The 18,872-nt window shown below is 56.3% G+C and carries 8 protein-coding genes; 3 read left to right on the plus strand and 5 right to left on the minus strand.

The genetic code is table 11. From position 1 onward, the window contains the following. Positions 1–2: 2 nt before the first annotated feature. Genes AACX99_RS07905 through AACX99_RS07915 form a run of 3 tightly spaced genes read right to left on the minus strand, consistent with a single transcriptional unit; the run spans position 3 to position 4,908 of the window. On the minus strand, positions 3–1,361 hold the full coding sequence (locus AACX99_RS07905; protein ID WP_339410816.1) for an HlyD family type I secretion periplasmic adaptor subunit: 1,359 nt from the start codon (positions 1,359–1,361) through the stop codon (positions 3–5). Positions 1,362–1,369: 8 nt separating this feature from the next. After that, complete coding sequence (locus AACX99_RS07910; RefSeq protein ID WP_339411452.1) at positions 1,370–3,520, minus strand: type I secretion system permease/ATPase; 2,151 nt, start codon at positions 3,518–3,520, stop codon at positions 1,370–1,372. 32 nt (positions 3,521–3,552) lie between these two features. After that, entirely contained in the window at positions 3,553–4,908 is a 1,356-nt protein-coding gene (locus AACX99_RS07915) for a TolC family outer membrane protein (RefSeq protein WP_339410818.1), read from the minus strand. 436 nt (positions 4,909–5,344) lie between these two features. Between AACX99_RS07915 and AACX99_RS07920 the strand changes: the two genes are divergently transcribed. Beyond that, the gene (locus AACX99_RS07920; RefSeq protein WP_339410820.1) at positions 5,345–15,865 is read left to right on the plus strand and encodes a retention module-containing protein; all 10,521 of its coding nucleotides are present in this window, start codon (positions 5,345–5,347) and stop codon (positions 15,863–15,865) included. 103 nt (positions 15,866–15,968) lie between these two features. Here AACX99_RS07920 and AACX99_RS07925 read toward each other — a convergent pair whose 3' ends face one another. Continuing rightward, positions 15,969–16,841, minus strand: coding sequence for a DUF6685 family protein (locus AACX99_RS07925; protein ID WP_339410822.1), 873 nt, complete (start codon positions 16,839–16,841; stop codon positions 15,969–15,971). 300 nt (positions 16,842–17,141) lie between these two features. On the opposite strand from AACX99_RS07925, the gene AACX99_RS07930 reads away from it, so the two are divergent. Then, positions 17,142–17,363: a DUF2835 domain-containing protein gene (locus tag AACX99_RS07930; protein ID WP_339410824.1), complete on the plus strand. Its 222-nt coding sequence runs from the start codon at positions 17,142–17,144 to the stop codon at positions 17,361–17,363. An 80-nt stretch (positions 17,364–17,443) separates the two neighbouring features. Then, on the plus strand, positions 17,444–18,472 hold the full coding sequence (locus tag AACX99_RS07935) for a quinone-dependent dihydroorotate dehydrogenase (RefSeq protein ID WP_339410826.1): 1,029 nt from the start codon (positions 17,444–17,446) through the stop codon (positions 18,470–18,472). An 85-nt stretch (positions 18,473–18,557) separates the two neighbouring features. Here AACX99_RS07935 and rmf read toward each other — a convergent pair whose 3' ends face one another. Continuing rightward, the gene (gene rmf / locus AACX99_RS07940) at positions 18,558–18,773 is read right to left on the minus strand and encodes a ribosome modulation factor (protein WP_233685155.1); all 216 of its coding nucleotides are present in this window, start codon (positions 18,771–18,773) and stop codon (positions 18,558–18,560) included. Positions 18,774–18,872: the final 99 nt, after the last annotated feature.

The following is an 18,872-nucleotide window of genomic DNA, read 5'->3' on the forward strand; positions in this document are numbered from 1 at the left end:
TTTCAGCGCTCGCGCATAGCTTCCGAGCGGGCCTTCAGTACGGGTTTGAGCAGGTAGTCGAGCACGCTTTTTTCGCCGGTAATGATGTCCACGGTGGCGACCATGCCGGGGATGATCAGCAGTGGATGTTCCTCGCTGCCCAAATGGCTTTTATCGGTACGCACCTGGATCAGGTAGAAGCTGTTGCCTTCTTCATCGGTGATGGTGTCGGCGCTGATCAGCTCAAGATTGGCCCTTAGCCCGCCATAGATGGTGTAGTCGTAAGCGGTGAATTTGACCATTGCTTTCTGCCCAGGATGCAGGAAGGCGACATCCTGCGGTCGTACCTTGGCCTCGATCAGCAGGCTGTCGTCCAGCGGCACGATCTCCAGCATGTCATTGCCGGGCTGCACCACGCCGCCAATAGTATTGACCTTGAGTTGGTTGATTACCCCGCGCACGGGCGAGACTACGGTGGTGCGGCTGACTCGGTCGTCGATTGCGACGCTGCTGGCCGTGATTTTTTTCAGTTCGGTGCGAATTTCATTGAGTTCCTTGAAGGCTTCAGAGCGAAAGCTCAGCTCTGACTCTTCCACCTTGCTTTTGATTTCATCCATGGCCGACTCGGCTCTTGGGATTGCCAGGTTAGTGGCGTCCAGCGAGCCGCGCACTTCTACCAAGCTGCGCCGCAGGCGCAGGATTTCCACCTGGGAAATCGCACCGGTAGCCACCAGTGGTTGCGACATATTCAGCTCCTGCTGCAGCAGGCCCATGCTCGAGCGGTATTGCTGAGCCTTCGCGCGAAATTCGGCCAGCTCCTGGGTTTTTTGCCGTAACTGTTCACCGAGGGTGCGTTGTTCACTTTGCAGGCGGTTCTGCCGAGACTGGTAAAGCGCCAGCTCGTCTTCAGCCAGTTGCGGTGCCAGGCGCAAGATATCTGCCGGCATGCTTATGGGGCGACCTTCTGCCTCTGCGGTTAAACGCTCGACCCGGGCTACCAGGGCCAAGCGGTCAGCTTCAGCTTCGCCGCGGTTGGAAATAAAACGTGTGTCATCCAGGCGCAGTAGCACGGCGCCTTTCTCGACGATTTGCCCTTCGCGCACAAATATCTCGCTGACGATGCCGCCTTCCAGGTTCTGGATGACCTGGATTTTACTGGAGGGGATGGCTTTGCCTTCGCCGGTAGTGACTTCCTCAAGCACTGCAAAATTGGCCCAGATCAACGCTGTGAGCAGGCACGCGCTGACCACCCAGACAGTGATGCGGGTGAACCAGGGCGAGTCTTCGAGAATGGCGCCGTCGACTTCCGGCATAAACTCGGTGTCCTGCTTGCGTTGGCGCATGCTGGCGAAGTAGTCGCGAATCGAGGTGCTTATCTGCATGACCGTTCCTATACCGCCGCGGGGCCAACTCGACCTTTGCGTAGCGCTTCAATAACCGCTTCTTTAGGGCCGTCAGCAACAATATGACCGTTATCCAGCACCACCAGGCGATCCACCAGGCTGAGCATGGAAGCACGGTGGGTTATCAGCAGCATGGTTTTTCCTTGTGCCCAGGTTTGCAGGCGGTTGCGCAAGATTTCCTCGCTGGTGTTATCCATCGCGCTAGTGGGCTCATCCAGCAACAGAATGGGCGGGTCGAGTAATAGGGCGCGGGCCAGTAGTACAGCCTGGCGTTGTCCTCCAGAAAGCAGCTGACCACGCTCGCCCACGGGGCGGTCAAAACCTTGTGGATGTTGCCTTGCCAGGTCGACCACACCAGTCAGTTCGGCTACTTCAAGCATGCGTGCATCGCTGACATAGCGTGCGCCCAAGGTCAGGTTGTCGCGCAGACTGCCGGCCAGCAGGGGCAGGTCATGGGCCACGTAACCAATCTGATGGCGCAAGTCGGCTACATCGAGCTGACGCAGGTCGAGGTTATCCAGCAGGATTTGCCCTTTGTCCGGGCTGTAGAAGGCCATCACCAGGCGCGCCAGGGTACTTTTGCCAGAGCCGCTGCGGCCGATGATGCCGATGCGTTCACCTGCACTCAAACGCAGGCTGACCCCGGCAAGTGCTGGGGTACTTTGTCCGGGGTAGCTAAACGTGACATCGCGAACATCGAGTGCGCCATGCAACTGAGTACGGTCAAGTGGGCGTTGTTTGGCCTGGCGTTCTTGCGGCAAGGCCATTAGCGCATCGGTACTGGTCATGGTTAGGCGCGCTTGCTGGTAGCGGGTGATCAAGCCGGCAATTTGCCCAAGCGGCGCGAGGATGCGGCTGCCCAGCATGTAGCAGGCAACCAATGCACCGACACTGAGTTGGCCGGCGATAATGATATAGACCCCAGCCACGATGGTGGCCATGCCGGCGAATTGCTGCAGAAACAATGTGCCATTGGTGGCGATTGCAGCCAGTGAGCGCGCATGGATATCCAGGCGAGTGAGGGCTCCGTGGGTTTTTTCCCACTGATGCTGGCGTTCGCTTTCCGCGCTGCAGGCTTTTAGGGTTTCCAGGCCGCCGAGGGTTTCGATAAGTAGTGCCTGGCGTTGTGAGGCCAGTTGCAGGCTTTTCTCCACCGTGTCGCGTAAGCGAGCTTGAATGATAAAAGCAAAGAGAGCAGTGATCGGGAACGCCAGCAGGGGAATAACCACTAGCCAGCCGCCAATCAGCCATATCACCGTGATCATCAGAAATGAGAAGGGCAGGTCGATCAGGCTGGTGAGGGTGACGGCCGTGAGAAATTCACGCAGGCCCTGAAAGTCATGAATGCTCTGGGCAAATCCGCCGATGGTGGCGGGGCGAGCGTTCATCGACATGCCAGTGATGCGCTCGAACAATGTGGCCGACAGCACCACATCGGTTTTCTTGCCGGCGGTATCGAGTAGGTGCGAGCGCAGGATTTTCAGCAGTAATTCGAAGCCCATGCCGACGAACAAGCCGATGGCCAGTACCCAGAGTGTCGAGGTTGCTTGATTGGGCACGACACGGTCATAGGTCTGCATAACAAACAGCGGCACCATCAGCCCGAGTAGGTTGATCAGCAGGCTGGCGAGGATTGCATCGGTATACAACCAGCGCGACAGCTTCAGGGTGTCGCGAAACCAGGCTTCAATGCGTGGAATGAGTGGTGAGCGTGCTTCTTCCAACTCATGCCGTGGGCGAGCGAAGAAGGCTTGGCCGCTATATTCGGCGGCCAATTGTTCACGGCCTACCCACTGTTCACCGCCGTCGGCTTCGCAGGGCAGGATCTGTGCCTGATTCTTCGGCCCCCATTGGCGCAGCACAGCGCTACGGCCGTCTTTCAACAGCAGCAACACGGGTAGGTTGAGGGTTGAGATACTCGCCAGATCACGTTGCAGTAAACGCCCTTGCAAACCCGCTCGCGCCGCAGCACGAGGTAACAGCTCGGCGGTCAGACGTTGCTCTGGCAACGGCAGACCTGCACTCAAGCTGCCACGGCTGGCTGAGCAGCCGTGGAGTTTGCAAAGAATCAACAAGCCATCAAGCAGCGGATCATCGTGATTAAGACGCGGATCGCTGGATGGCCCCGGCCGTTCCATGGTGGTCAAGGTGTACTACTCCTTAGCCGGTTCTACTTCATTGCCGGCAGACGTGCCTCGCTCTTCACTTCGGTGAGGGCTACAGCCTCTGCCGGTACTACCACTTGCTGTTGACGCAACAAGTCGCCCATCGCTGCGCTTACCCGGTACATCGAGAACTCTTCGCTGAAGCGCACTTCGCTGTAGCGGCGGTTAGCGGTAAAGAGCTCGTTTTCACTGTCCAGCAAATCGAGCAAGGTGCGTTGACCTAGGCCGAATTGCTGTTGGTAGGCTTCGCGAACCCGCGAGGTATAGTCGGCGTAATCTCGCGCTTTGGGGGTTTGCAGTCGGGCATTTTCCATGGCGTTCCAGGCCAGGGAGAGGTTCTCGTTGAGTACGCGCAGGGCGTTGTTACGAATATCCATCGACTCATTGATCTGGTGAGCAGTCGATTGCAGGCGCGCCTTGTCACGCATGCCATTGAACAGGTTGTAGTTCATCACTACGGCCGCACGCCAACCGTTGTTGTGGCCTTCGTCGCCCTGAGTGTTGTTATTGGCGTTGGTGGCCAGTTCAAGGTCAACACGCGGATAGAAGGTGGACTTGGCAACTTCATACTGTTTTTCGGCCGCATTCACATCGGACTGTGCAGACTTCAGGAAGGGGTTGTTGTCGATTACCGCCTGCCGAGCCTCGGCGAGGTTTTCTGGCAATGAACCTTTCAGTGACGCCGGAGAGGACAGCTGATCGGGCATACGGCCAACGGCACTGAAGAAATTGGCTTCAGCGTCGGCCAGGTTTACCTGCTCGGTATAAAGGTTGTTCTCAGCTAGCGCCAAACGCGCTTCGGATTGATCAAGGTCTGCCGTACTGCCAACGCCTTGCTGGCTGCGCAGGCTGATTTGATCACCGATACGTTGGTGAGCCTGCAGGTTGTTACGTGCAAGCTCGACCATTTCGCGGCGCATCAGCAGGTCCAGATAGACCTCGACGGTGCGTAGGGCCAGGCTTTCCGAGGTGCCGAGCAACCGATAGGCCCGTGAATTCACCACGGCTTTGGTGCGCGCCACTTCATTGGGCGTATTAAAACCATCAAAGATCATCTGCCGCAGGCGCAGCTCAGAGGTGCCGTAGTTCAAGGTTTCTGTGTTGTGGTTGCCCAGTGCCCGGGTAGTAGGGCTATCAGTATTTTCTCGGCCATAGCCCATCAACAGGTCAACGGTGGGCAGATAACCACCTTTCGCAATCTTTACTTCTTCGTCCGATGAAAGGCGGCTATTGGCTCCCGCGTGAACTTCGGGGTGGTTATCCAGAGTGCTCTGAATCGCCTCGGATAGGGTTATGCCGTATGCCTGTGTACAGACCATTGCCAGCACAATACTGCTCCATAAAGGGTTAAGTGCGCGCATCTGGTAACTCTCCTTATAAGTTTTCAAAATCCAGTCGCCAAAAAAATGGCTTATTTTTCTTGCTGATTACTTTCAGCCTGTAACATCACAGCTAAGAACAGTTTTAAGCGTAGCTAAGAAAAAATTGTTACAAGGCCTATAAGAAAAAAATCTTATGCAGTCTGGGAAAAGCAGCACATTGTTTTAATTCATAAGTCGCGCGTTTTGTGCTTTTAGATAGCGTGCGCGGCTAAAACAGATGGTCAGATACAATTAAGGGCGGGATCTTGCTGGTGTAGTGAGCGACGTGAGTCAGGGTGACAGTTTTTTGTCGTTTTTGTTTTTGAGCGTGACGTCGTAGTAATCAGCCAGTGGTTTTGTTCTCTCCTCAAGGGTGTTTAGACCTTTTTTGACATACGTGTCGGCGGTGGTCGGCAGCTGTAGTGAGGATGGAATCATGGCTACTTTGATTGGTGTCGTCAGCCAAGTTATCGGCGAAGTCTATGCAGTAGCTGGCGACGGAACGCGTCGGCCACTTAGTGAAGGTGATCGAGTTTTTGCGGGGGAGCAAATTGTTACCGGAGCCGCTGGAGCTATTGCGGTTGCTCTGAGCAATGGACAGCAACTGACCCTGGGTCGCGACAGCAGCCTAAACCTCACAGAGCAAATGCTCGCAGGCAATTCCGATCAGCAAGTACCTACCGCAGAAACGCCTCCGGCAGCGCCGAGTGATGGCGATCTGACCGATGTTGAGCAATTGCAGGCCGCGATTGAGGCCGGCGTCGACCCGACGCTTGAAGGCGAGGCAACCGCAGCGGGCCCAGGTGCTGGTGGCGCAGGCGGTGCGGGTGCTGTTGGCGGCGGCCATTCCTTCGTATTGCTGGGTGAAACGGGCGGCGCGCTTGATCCGATTATTGGCTTTCCAACCGAAGGCTTGAGCAGCGGGCCAGAGTTTCCCGATCCTGAACCTGTGGTGCGTGATGAAGCGCCGGACTCGTCACCCACAATTGAAATTATCTACTTCGACCAGGAAGGCTCTGTTGTTACAGGCCCAGGTGTCGTTGAAGAGGCTGCACTCAATCCCGATGCGGTAACCAACCTTGATGGCCAGGCCGGTTCGAACCCAGGCAGCAACGCAGAAAATGTCTCCGGCTCATTGATCATCAATTCACCCGACGGCATCTCGGCCATTCAGGTGCTGGACAAGGATGGTGTGTGGGTCAACGTGCAAGGCGGTGGGGTGGTTCAGGGCGTTTATGGGCAGTTGGTATTTGATGCCGCCGGCAACTGGACCTACACCCTGGCTGACAACACGCTCAATCATTCCAATCCCGATGGCGTTGGGGCTGATGATCAGCTGCTCGACCCGTTCTTTGTGCGGGTGTTTGACGACGATGGTGATGTATCGCCAACAGTGCCACTCACAATCGCTGTATATGACGATGGCCCCAGCATCCTGCGTTTTGACATATCTGAGCAGGGTGGTCTGCTGGTCGTCGATGAGTCCGTTGGTACAGGTGGCTCGACTAAAGATGAGTCTGGCTATGCCTTGAATAACGATGAAACCAGTTATTCAGGCAGCGAAACCGGTGTAATTGGCTACGCCAGCTTTAACGTGGAAAGTATCTTCTCACTGGCTGTCGACCCAGGTGCCGATGGTGAGAACCTAGAGGCCAGAACTTTCTCCCTGACCTTGTCAGAAGACGGCGCCGATTCGGGCCTTAGCGCCACAGCTGGTGGCCCGATATTGCTATCGTTTGTCGGTGGTGCTGGTGCAGATGCAGGCGACATTCTTGGCATCGCTGACGGCGGCTTGGTGGTGTTCCGTATCAGTATCGACTCAAGCACAGGTACTGTTTCTGTCACTCAATATGCCGCTGTTGACCATGGTGATGACGGTAATAACCACGACACCATGGCCGCTATTGGCGAAGGTCTGATCGGCGTGACCGTGAAGATCTTCGATAACGATGGCGATTCGGCAACTTCTCCCGTCGTCGAGTTGGGCTCGCGTATTGGCTTTGAGGATGACGGCCCACAAGCTTGTATCTTCCTCAAAGGCCCATGGGCACAAGTAACCCATGACGAAAGTGCAGGGCTGCAGAACTTCCTCACCTCCTGGTGGAAACCGGGTGATTGGGACAACGATGTCAGCTTTGTATCCGCATTCAATGCTGTGGCTGACAAGGGTAGTGACATCGACCCTACAGGCTTTGCCCGTAGTCTGACGCCTATCGTGAGCACATTTGGCAGCAGCTATGGCTCAGACTTTGCCGGTGCTACCACGGTCCTCAGCCTCGAACTGACAGGCACGCCGGGCAGTGATTCAGGCCTGAAAACCACCGACGGAACCCCTATTAATCTTTACCTAGAGGACGGCTTGGTTGTGGGCCGTGTTGCCAGTGGCGATTTCGCCGGGCAGGCAGCCTTTGCTGTAGCCATTGGTGCCGATGGATCGATCAGCATTGCCCAGTACATGTCGCTGGAACAACCGGTTGGTGGCAGCAGCTATGACGAAGCGGTAACCCTGGCTGGCAAGATCAATGCCGTGGTCACCGTGACAGATGGTGATGGTGATGTGGCGGTGGATAAAGTCAGCGTTGGCCATGTGATTGGCTTTGAGGACGACGGCCCGGTTGCCAACATAAACGCCGTGCAGGGCGTACGCGTTGTACACGACGAATCGCATGGTTTGCAGAATGCCACGGCGACCCCAGCACCTGCTGGAGACGCCAACGACAACGACATCAATGGCATCTCCAGCCTGTTCAACAGTGTTGTGAACAGAGGCGGTGATCTTTCTCCAAAAGGCTATGCGCAAAGCAATGGTCCGCTGGTTTCGACTGCTGGCAGCAGTTACGGGCAGGATCAAGAAGGCGCGACTTCACAGCTCAGCCTGGCAGTTGTCGGCGGCAATGGCGCTGATTCTGGGCTGGCGACCACTGCTGGCTTTGCCATCAAGCTCTATGTTGAAAACAATCTGGTGGTTGGGCGTATCGTCGGTGGGCCGGATACCGGTAAGGCGGCATTTGCCATCGCCATAGGCGCTGACGGAACAGTCAGTGTGGCGCAGTACGTATCGCTGGAGCATCCAATTGGCGGCAGCAGCTATGACGAAGCGGTAAGCCTGTCTGGCAAGGTGCAGGCAGTACTGACTGTGACGGATGGTGACGGCGATGTGGCGGTCGACAAGGTCAATATCGGTAGCTCGATTCGCTTCGAGGATGACGGCCCCACTGCACACATCAATCTCAAAGGCCCATGGGCCGATGTCACCCACGATGAAACCGCTGGCTTGCAGAACTTCTGGCACACCTGGGCGCTGGGCGATATTACTGACAATGATGTGACTTACCTGTCGGTATTTGATGATGTTGCCAACAAAGGTACAGACATCAGCCCGACTGGCTTTGCCAAGAGTGCAACTCCCGTAGTGACTACCCTGGGTAGCAGTTACGGTGAGGACGAAGAGGGCGCGACTGTCCAGCTCAGCCTGGTGGTGAAGAACGGCAACGGCGATGATTCCGGGTTACGTACCACCGATGGTCACAGCATCACTCTGCACCTTGAAGGTGCATTGATCGTTGGTCGTATCGTGGGTGGGGCGGATGCCGGCAAGGCCGCATTTGCTATTGCCATCGGTGCCGACGGCTCGCTGAGCCTGGCCCAATACGTGTCGCTTGAGCATCCGATTGGTGGCAGTAGCTTCGATGAAGCCGTTAGCCTGGCGGGCAAGATTCAGGCGGTTGTGACTGTCACCGATGGCGACGGCGATGTAGCGGTCGATAAGGTCGATATTGGTAGCGTGATCCGCTTCGAGGATGACGGCCCCACCGCGAACATCAGCCTGGTGAGAAATGCCGGGGTTACCCACGACGAGTCTGCAGGGCTGCAAAATGCAGTCGCCACTCCACTGATTCCGGGGGATGCCAACGACAATGACGTGGCTGATCTGTCAGCACTCTTCGCTGCGGTCGGTACACCGGGTACTGATCTGGATCCGGTCGGCTATGCGCAAAGCAGTGGTGCGGTCGTCAGTGTTGCGGGTAGCAGTGTTGGCCAAGATGAAGAGGGCGCAACAACAGTTCTGAGCCTGGCCCTGCAAGGCAGCAATGGCATGGACTCAGGGCTGAAAACTACAGACGGTTTCACTATTCGTCTGCATGTCGAGGGTGATCTGGTCGTCGGCCGTGTTGATGGCGGCGCCGATAATGGCAAGGCAGCATTTGCCGTAGCCATTGGCAGTGACGGCACGCTGAGTGTTGCGCAATACATCTCCCTTCAACATCCGGATGGCAGCAACCCAGACGAGTCGCTTAGCCTCAGTGGCAAAATCAAAGCAGTGCTGACCGTTACTGATGGCGACGGTGATGTGGCGGTCGACAAAGTCGATATAGGCCATGTGATTCGCTTCGAAGACGATGCTCCAACTGCTGGCCAGGTAGCCGCAGCGGTTGTTCTGGATGATGAAGGCCTGCCTGGCGGTATTAATGGCGGCCCTGGCGATGTTGCGGGCGCAGCTACCAGCACCAGTGGGAATTTGGCATTCAATGCCGGTGCGGATGGCCTCAAATCCATCGCGCTCAGCGGCCCGCTGAGCCTGGGCTCGGAGGCTGTGACATCCAGCTGGGATGCCCCAACCAATACCCTGACCATTAGCTCTGTCCGTGGTGCATTGCTGACAGTGGTGCTCACTGACCCAGCTTCTGGTGCCTACACCATCAACTTGTTGCAACCGCTGATGCACCCGGTAAGCGGCACTGAAGACGATATCACCCTGAACATCGGTTACACGGTGACTGACGGTGATAACGACTCGGCCACGGGCTCGTTGGTCGTGACGATTGATGACGATACGCCGACCATTCAGGCCGGAAGTATTGGCGTTAGCTCCTTTGTCACCTTCCAGGGCACCGATGCTGGTTTCAGCAACTCCTATGGCTACTACAACAAGGCGCCAGATGGTTCACCCGTAGACGGCAAAGTGATCTGGGCCAATGTGCATGGCCAATCCGTTGGTGATGTGGCTGACCTTAGTGGCCTGGATCCAGCCAATACCGGCTTCTTTATCATTCCTAATGGCGGAGCCAATGCAGGCCTGACTAATGGCTCGGTTGTGACCTTCGAGTTTGTCGCCGGACAGTGGCAGGCTCAGCTGGGTGGCGCACCACTAGTAGGTGCTGACGGTGCCAATGTGCTGTTCAGTGATGCCAGCCTGAACCCTGGCGGCTCGCATTTGCAGGACACTGGCAATGCAGGCAATCAGAACTGGGAAGACAAAACGCTTACCTCGGATTACGACTACAACGATGTCAGCACCAATGTCACCTGGGGCTCAGCACTGCAGGTCGATGAGTCGGCCTTCCATATTGATGCCACGGCTAACTTCAGTGGTGTGTTCAACGTGCAGCCTGGGGCTGATGGCCTGCAAAGCCTGACCTACAACCTCAGCGTACAGGGGGCAAACTCCGGCTTGGTCGATACTGAAACCAATCAGGAAGTGATTCTTAGCCTGAATGCAGGAGTTATAGAAGGCCGTACCTCTGGCAGCGACGAACTGGTATTTACCCTGAGTGTCGACGCTGCCGGTGTCGTCACCCTTGACCAGCTACGTGCCATCGTTCACCCAACAGGTGATCCCGACGAAGCCAAGTTCCTTGGCGCTGGGCATGTCAGTCTGAATGCCGTCGTGACTGATGGGGATGGTGACCAGGCCAGCGCCAGCCTCGATATTGGTACGGTCATCAGCTTCAAAGATGACGGCCCAAGTGTGATGCCTAACGCCCTGGTACAACTGGACGATGATGCTCTGGCCAATGGTATTCCGGGCGGCACGAATGATGACGTTGACGCACTAAACGTCAGCGGTACGCTGGGACTTAACTTCGGTGCTGACGGTGCCGGCAATGTGCAGTGGCTTACCAGTGGTGCGCCGGCAGACTTCACCTATTCGGCAAGTCCTGGTGGCTCATTATTGGTCAGTCAGGGCGCAACCCTGGTGCTGACTGTGACGCTCAATAGTGCGACCGGTGCCTACACCGTTACGCAGAATGCGCCAATCCTACATGCCGATGCTGATCAGGAGAATAATCAGGCCTTCATCCTCAACTATCGGGTTACCGATAAAGATGGGGATACAGCCGATGGAACCTTGGCTATTAATGTTGATGACGATACCCCGGTGGCCCAGGCCGATGTGGCCTATGTCAGCACCGGTCAGACCCAGAACATCAATATGGTGTTCGTCCTCGACTTTAGCGGCAGTATCGACAATGACGAGCTGAATGAGATGCTGGACGCTGTACGCACGGCCGGCCAGGAACTGTTCAACAACGCCGCCGGAGCGGTGCAGATTCAGATTGTGGCTTTTTCGAACGACTCGATCGGCTACCCGGTAACCAGCGACATCACTGCGTTCACTAATTTGGTGAACTCGCTCAACCCGTTGGAGCCAGGTGGGGTTCGGCCTCTAGACAGTACTACTGACTTCACCGACGCGATCCAGCAGACCATGATTTCCTATGTGCCACAGCCTGGCTGGAACAATCAGGTCGTGTTTATCAGTGACGGTAACCCCAATGAGCAGACAGGTACTGGAGGCCACTCGCTGACTGACGCAACTGCGACGGCCTGGAATACCTTTGTCGACACTAACGGGATCACTGTCACCACAGTCGGTGTAGGCAACGGCATCACTGATCAGCGTCTAGAGGACGTTGATATGGACGCCGGGCCGAACAACGACCCGCTGCGAGCCGATGATTTTGACGACCTAGTCGACACGCTGCTTGATAACGTGGTGGGCGGTTTGGTCAATGGCAACGTGCTGCATGGCAGCGACGGTGTCGATAATGGCGGTACTGGTGACGATGACGGCTATGGTGCCGATGGCCCCGGCCGGATCATGTCCATTGAGATCAATGGCTTCACCCATACCTGGGATGGTGTGCTGGATGGTGACCAGATACTGAGCAATATCCCCACCACCCATGGCGGTAAGTTGGATTTCAACTTCGCCACAGGTGCTTGGACCTATAAGGCTCCAAGTAGTGGTGATGGCGACAAGGTTGAAACCTTCAGCTATGTCATCGTCGATAAAGATGGCGATCCGTCTGAAGCGACTTTGACTGTGTATGTGGAGGATATAAGCCCGGTCATTGCCAAAGTTGTTGAAGACGAATTGCCTGACGGTATCACTGATGGCGATGGGGAAACTACCATCGCCACCGGCAGCGTCAGTAACTTGGTGGTCGGGCCATCTGCCGGCGTGCTGTTCAGTCTGTCTGGTAATACCAGCGGTTTGGATGGTGCCTCATCCGGTGGGACTCCTCTGGTATACAGCGTGGTTGGCGATACATTGAGCGCCAAGGCAGGTACGGATACCGTCTTCACCCTACAGGTGGAAAGCGACGGCGATTACACCTTCACCTTGCTAAAACCACTCGACCATCCACTGGGCAACGGTGATGACGACGAACTGCTGGTGATGAATTTCGCCAGTATCTTGCAGGCCAGCAACGGGGTTAATCCTGTGCCGCTGGCGGGCAGCTTCCTGGTACAGATTGAAGACGATGTGCCAACCGTCAGTGCCAATGCACCCGTGCAATTGGATGATGATGCACTGGCCAATGGCATTCCAAGTGGGCCAGGAGGTACCGACGATGCCGACTCGGTGAATGCCAGTGGGACTTTGCAGCACAACTTTGGTGCTGACGGTGCCGGTACGGTGAAATGGCTGGAATCCGGAGCGCCGGGCGGCTTCACCTACCAGGCAAGCCCGGATGGCTCGCAGCTGCTGGTCAAGCAGGGCGGAACCACAGTGCTGACGCTTACGCTGAACACCGGTACGGGTGCCTACACCGTCACCCAGAACGCACCGATCCAGCATGCCAATGCCGATCTGGAGAACAACCAGGCCTTCACCCTGAACTATCAGGTAACCGACAAGGATGGCGACAAGGCAACTGGCACACTGTCAGTCAATGTCGATGACGACACGCCGCAGGCCAAAAATGACACTGCTCATGTTGCCGAAGCCAGTGGTTCGGACTTCAACGTGGCCTTTGTTCTCGACTCCAGCGGCAGTATCAGTGACAGCGAATTCAGCACCATGATGAACGCTGTAAAAGCGGCAGGGCAGGCACTTTATGCCGGTACGGAAGGGGATGTGAAAGTCACTGTTGTGGCGTTTTCGTCGACCTCTCTGTCTTATCCATCGGTTACTACCCTGGAGTCTTTCAATGCCCTGATGGATAACATCATTGCCAATCGGCCGTTCAGTGGGCAGACCGACTTTACTGACGCCATCGAGGAGACCATGGCGGTTTACAGCCCAATTTCAGGCTGGAGCAATCAGGTGTTCTTTATCAGCGACGGTAATCCAAACCAGCAAACTGGCCCAGGAAATACCTCACTGACCACAACGGCAGCGACGGCATGGAATAATTTTGTCGATAACAACGGCATCAATGTAACCACCATCGGCGTCGGTGACGGTATCAATGCGGCCCGCCTGCAGGATGTGGATGTCGACGGCAGTGGTTCGCCGATTCTGGTCGCTAACTTCGACGGTTTGATTGATACCCTGCTTGACCAGATCAATGGTGGAGTGGTGAGTGGCAATGTGCTGCTGGGTAGCGACAACGCTGTAGGCGGTGGTGACGATGATGCATTCGGTGCTGATGGTCCTGGGTATGTTCAGTCCATCGTCATCAATGGCGTGACATATACCTGGAATGGCACTGGCACGATAAATGTCAGCAGTGGCGGCAGCATTGCCGGTAATCAACTGACAGATATTTCTACAGGGCTTACAGGGAAACTCAGCTTTAACTTTGCCTCAGGCGCTTGGAGCTATACGGCTCCGCAGAATGTGCTCGCCGATACCAGCGAAAGTTTCGGTTACACCATCGTCGACAAGGATGGCGACCCATCTAGTGCGTCCCTGACCGTCAATATTGAAGACGCCTCTCCGGTTGTCGGGCGGGTGGACGAGGACGAGCTGCCTGGCGGCATCACCGATGGTGACAGCGTCAATACAGTTGCCACCGGCAGCCTGGTGGATTTGCTGGTGGGTACCAATAGTGGGCAGTTCAGCTTGAACACGTCGCCAGCGATTATGCCGACGATAACTTCAGGCGGTGTAGCGGTTACTTACAGCTTCTCCGGTGACACGTTGACCGCTAAAGCTGGCAGTAGCGATGTATTCACCCTTAAGGTGCTGACCGATGGTACTTATACCTTCACGCTGCTGGGCCCGCTGGACCATCCTAGTGCAGGCACTAACGACAATGAGTTCCTTACGCTGAACCTGACCAACGCCATCAAGGCTAGCAATGGTGTTAATCCCTTGCCGATCGCCGGCGATCTGTTGATCCAGGTTGAAGACGATGTGCCGATTGCATTCACCCCGGTTACGGCGCTGCTGGTTGATCAGGTCAGTGAAACCCGCTCCATCATCGCCGATCTGCGTTTCGAGGCTTCGGCGGGTGCTGATGGCCCTGATGAGGTGAACTTCTCTATCGTTCAGGGTGCTGCTGCTCGTGATGCCAGCGGTAATCTACTGAGCCTCAACGGCCAACAGTTGTACCTGTTCTATGGCAGTGACCAGTCCATTATCGAAGCTAAGACCAGCGCTAATGGAACTCTCGGTTATCGCATTGATATGGATGCATCGACCGATAGCTACACGCTGACCACCTATGGCCCAATTGCCAACGGTTCAGAGGTGTCGGCCACGAATCTGACCGGTGTTGGTGGTGGTAACTCCGCCTTCAAAGGGCTGATCGACATGGGAGGGACAACGTTCGATGCTTTGTTGTCAAGCACCTCGGGGCAGAGCATCAATTCCAACAGCACCGAAATTGGCATTAGCGATGGGAACAGCATCAAAAATGGTGAGCAGCTGCGTATCGATCTAGTCAACGGCCTGGCAACAGGAGGTGCCAATGGCACCGGCTTCACCTACACCAACCACAACACCACCAATCGCTTCGCCCAGAAAGTTGCCTGGGTTAGCCCTAGCGGTGCAGGGACCGCAACCTTCGTTATCGCAGTGCTGTTGGCCGACAATGACTACAACTTTATCGGCGACGCTTCAGGTGAAACCACTCGGAACCTAAGTACCAGCAATATCCGCGTTTACGCCATTGAGGGCGGTGTAGAGGTGGACAAAACCAGCGAAGTTGGCCTCACTGATTTGGGTAATTCGATTCGTGTAACGGGCATGGAGGAAGGGTGGTGGTACGAAGTCAGCTCCACCAATAATTTCAGCGCCGTGCAGATCAGTGGTGGTAGCGGTCAAACCTTCAAATTAGGCTTCTTCGAATATGAGCAGGCAAGCACCGGGCAGCCTATTAGCCTTTCTCACAATATCGTAGGGATTGATGGTGACGGCGACAGTGTAAGTAGCGTGCTGAGCGCTATGTTGGTTCCTGATCCGCTGTCGGCGGATGGTACTGCCGGCGTGGATAATTTGGTTGGTACCGCCGGAGTTGATTACCTCTTCGGCCTGGGTGGCAACGACACGCTCAGTGGTTTGGCTGGCAACGATGTGCTGTCTGGTGGTGATGGTAATGACATTCTCATCGGTGGGTTGGGCAACGATATCCTCTCTGGTGGCGCGGGTGCGGATACCTTCCGCTGGCTATCGACTGATACCACGGGGGCTGACAAGGTGCTCGATTTCAAACCTGATGAGGGGGACAAGTTGGATCTCACCCAGTTGCTTATTGGTGAGTCTTACAATGCCGGATCGCTAGATGATTTCCTTAGCTTCTCGGTGGTTGATAACAGCACTATTATTGCGGTTAGCCCTACTGCTGGCGGCGCTGCAACTACAACCATTGAGTTGACTGGCTTTAATGTGGCTGTTGAGTACGGGGTGGCTCCTGGAGGTGGTGGCATCATTTCAGGAGGTGCTGATACAGCCAGTGTCATTAATGGGCTGTTGGGAGATAACGCCTTGCAGGTAGTGTGACGTTAAATTGGTAGCCAAACTAAAGCCCGCAATCCTAACCAGATTGCGGGCTTTTTCTTACTTGGTTTATTAAAAGCTCACTTGGAGGGCGGTTATGTTGCGATTACAGCTTTTGCAGATATGCCACCACATCGGGCGCACCCGCTAAGCGTAGACCTTCACCCAAGGCTGTAGCCTCGGTTGAATGCTTGGGCAGCAGGAGAAATTCCGGTGAGCTTGGGCCGCCCAGCAAGGATAAACGCGCATAGGGCAGGCCGTTATCCAACAGCAGCGCCATAAACGCAGGGTCGCTCCAGGCCGCATTGGGCATGCCCAACACGTGGTAGTGCTGCTGCAGGTCGCAGAGGCCTTGCTCGCTCAGGCGGTAATGGCTGAGTTCCGCCGGTAGGTTGACCTCCAGCCCACGCCGGCGGGCGTAGGCAATGGCGCATGCAAAAGCTTCGCTGTGATGCTCACCCGCCCAGAAGACGCGGTCACCGCGCCAGCTGGCTTGGCGCAGGCTGATGCGCTCACCTGCGAGAAAACGCGGTAGTGGTTGGCTGATAGCTTTGACGAAATCCTTGTAGCTGATTATGCGTACCTGGCGACAGGGCTCGCTGGCGGCGAATGCCTCGAAGCTGGTGTGGTTGGCTTGTTGAGGATTGCAAGTCGACAGGCCGTCGATCATGCGCAGGTCGAATGAAGTCAACTGCTGTTCTTGCGCCTCAATCACCCGCACCAGCATGGCGTGGGCTTGCGCCTTGTCTTCCTGCACCGGGCCGGAGAGTGCGCTGCGCGGTAGGTCTATAAGGCGGTGGAGCTGCGGGCCGTCTTGCCAGCAAATACTGTCACGCAATTGCGGCAGGGGGGTGAAGGGTAGACGAAGCTGGCTAGCGCGCTCGAGTATCTGGCGTTGCCCACGGCCGATAAGGCCTAGCCGTTGCGCTAAGGCACCGAGGCGTGAGCTGAGGGTGGAAGGCTGCTCAGACAGACTCATGGCCAGGTACGAACTCCAAGATCACCATTGCCAGTTTGGCAGAGCCCAAGCGGGCCTGCACAGGCTTTATCGGCCGTCGCGACAGGTTTTTTAAGGACTGCCATCCCGGTCGGCCACCTGTGGGGTCGTTGCTGCGTGGAGTTCAAAAATTCTGCCGGTGCTTTTTTATGGCATCCAGCCCATGGCCGGTCACCTTGCGAGGCGTTGTGAGCGAGGTAAGAAATGGCCCCCGGCCTTTTTTTACCGGGCAGGCGCGCGGCGTATGGCAAGATTGGTGCAGTCAGTTGCAAAGGTGCCTCCATGCCCAGTTTGGTGTTTGATATTGCGTTACCGGCAGAGCGCTTGCGTGTGGTCTATCAAGGGCGTGCCAACCGGATATTAGTGCAAAGTCGCGACGGACGGAGTGTCAGTGTGCCGGCCCACCATTTTCGGCCGTTTCTGACCCATGACGGTGTCTATGGTTCCTTCGAGCTTGAGTTCAGCGCCGCCGGTGAGTTAATCCGCCTGCGCCGCTTGGGTTGATAGCGCTGTGCGCCTCGCCTATCAGGTGCGCAGGCGGCTATAATCGCGGCCTTTGTAACTTTATCGAGCTAAGCCTGCCCATGTATACCCTGGCCCGCGAGCTGCTGTTCAAACTTTCCCCCGAAGCCTCCCATGAACTGTCCATCGATTTGATCGGTGCCGGCGGTCGGCTGGGGCTTAACGGCTTACTGACCAAAAGCCCGGCCGCGCTGCCGGTCAAGGTGATGGGGCTGGAGTTCCCCAACCCGGTCGGGTTGGCTGCCGGCCTGGACAAGAATGGCGACGCCATTGATGGATTCGCTCAGCTGGGCTTCGGTTTTGTGGAAATCGGCACCGTAACGCCGCGCCCGCAACCGGGTAATCCTAAACCACGCCTGTTTCGTTTGCCTGAGGCTGAGGCGATCATCAATCGCATGGGCTTTAACAACCATGGTGTCGATCATCTGCTGGCTCGCGTGCAGGCAGCCCAATACAAGGGCGTGCTGGGCATCAATATCGGCAAGAACTTCGATACGCCGGTCGAGAACGCAGTGGATGACTACCTGCTTTGCCTGGACAAGGTCTATCAACACGCCAGCTACGTCACGGTTAACGTCAGCTCGCCGAACACCCCTGGGCTGCGCAGCCTGCAGTTTGGCGACTCGCTCAAGCAATTGCTCGAAGCCCTGCGCAAGCGCCAAGAAGACCTGGCCGCGCAGCATGGCAAGCGTGTGCCGCTGGCGATCAAGATCGCGCCGGACATGAGTGATGACGAAACCATTGAAGTGGCTAATGCGCTGGTTGAAGCCGGCATGGATGCGGTGATCGCCACCAACACCACGCTGGGTCGCGAAGGTGTGCATGGCCTGGAATGTGCCGATGAGGTGGGCGGGCTGTCCGGTGCGCCGGTGCGCGAGAAGAGCACGCACATTGTTCAGGTACTGGCCGGTGAGTTGAAGGGCCGTTTGCCGATCATCGCAGTGGGTGGCATTACTGAGGGCAAACATGCGGCTGAGAAGATCGCCGCGGGTGCCAGCCTGGTGCAAATTTATTCCGGGTTTATCTACAAGGGCCCTGCATTAATTCGCGAAGCGGTCGATGCAATCGCGGCGCTGCCGCATAAGGCCTGAAATAAAAAGGGCTCCTTAAAGGAGCCCCTGGGCTTGCGCCCGCCGCTCGGATGGAGCGCGCATGGTGAGTCGGTAGGTTCCTGAATCAGCCGACAGCGTGAAGTTCGTTAAGTCGATGGATGCCGGCGGTGCCGGTCATGCCGTCCCAATTGTCACCGCGGCCTTCGCGCCAGCCGTTTAACCAGGCTTGGCGGACAGAGGGGAGGGTGAATGGACAGAGTTCGCGGGATTTACCATTGATGCCGTATTGATAGCCGCGCAAAAAAGCTCTTTCTAACGGATCACGCTTAAGTCTTCTCATAGGGTGAAGCCCTCAATGTTGACTGTTATGTCCCTTAGACCTTGTCAGCAAGGTCAGGCAGAAAAATTCTGCCTACGGAGTCCGCTGCCGGCGTCGCGA

Source organism: Pseudomonas sp. EA_35y_Pfl2_R5 (genome assembly GCF_963970805.1).
Classification (GTDB): Bacteria; Pseudomonadota; Gammaproteobacteria; order Pseudomonadales; family Pseudomonadaceae; genus Aquipseudomonas.

Excerpts from the sequence above, each read along its gene's own strand:
- AACX99_RS07905 (WP_339410816.1), bottom strand. The coding sequence starts at position 1,361 with ATGCAGATAAGCACCTCGATTCGCGACTACTTCGCCAGCATGCGCCAA.
- AACX99_RS07910 (WP_339411452.1), bottom strand. The coding sequence starts at position 3,520 with ATGGAACGGCCGGGGCCATCCAGCGATCCGCGTCTTAATCACGATGAT.
- AACX99_RS07915 (WP_339410818.1), bottom strand. The coding sequence starts at position 4,908 with ATGCGCGCACTTAACCCTTTATGGAGCAGTATTGTGCTGGCAATGGTC.
- AACX99_RS07920 (WP_339410820.1), top strand. The coding sequence starts at position 5,345 with ATGGCTACTTTGATTGGTGTCGTCAGCCAAGTTATCGGCGAAGTCTAT.
- AACX99_RS07925 (WP_339410822.1), bottom strand. The coding sequence starts at position 16,841 with ATGAGTCTGTCTGAGCAGCCTTCCACCCTCAGCTCACGCCTCGGTGCC.
- AACX99_RS07930 (WP_339410824.1), top strand. The coding sequence starts at position 17,142 with ATGCCCAGTTTGGTGTTTGATATTGCGTTACCGGCAGAGCGCTTGCGT.
- AACX99_RS07935 (WP_339410826.1), top strand. The coding sequence starts at position 17,444 with ATGTATACCCTGGCCCGCGAGCTGCTGTTCAAACTTTCCCCCGAAGCC.
- rmf (WP_233685155.1), bottom strand. The coding sequence starts at position 18,773 with ATGAGAAGACTTAAGCGTGATCCGTTAGAAAGAGCTTTTTTGCGCGGC.